The following is a 281-nucleotide window of genomic DNA, read 5'->3' as shown; positions in this document are numbered from 1 at the left end:
CTAGGCATTACTCACCCGTCCGCCGCTGAATCCGGGAGCAAGCTCCCATCATCCGCTCGACTTGCATGTGTTAGGCCTGCCGCCAGCGTTCAATCTGAGCCATGATCAAACTCTTCAGTTCAATACTACTTGGGTTTTGAGAAAACCCTAAACTTGGCTCAGCAATCGCATGCTCTATTTAAAGAGCTAAAACTCTCGAATTCACGAGTGTTACTTGCGTTGCTGATAATCAGTCGATCATCAGTCTTACATCACAAGCACCCACACGAATTGCTTGATTC

At 47.3% G+C, this 281-nt stretch carries 1 rRNA gene; it reads right to left on the bottom strand.

From position 1 onward, the window contains the following. Nucleotides 1-121, bottom strand: a 16S ribosomal RNA gene (locus IB255_RS30595); the annotation flags it as partial. Nucleotides 122-281 lie beyond the last annotated feature (160 nt).

It is taken from the genome of Pseudomonas sp. PDM22, assembly GCF_014851965.1.
GTDB lineage: Bacteria > Pseudomonadota > Gammaproteobacteria > Pseudomonadales > Pseudomonadaceae > Pseudomonas.
The sequence above is the reverse complement of the archived record's forward strand: the minus strand, read 5'-3'. Positions and strand labels throughout refer to the sequence as shown.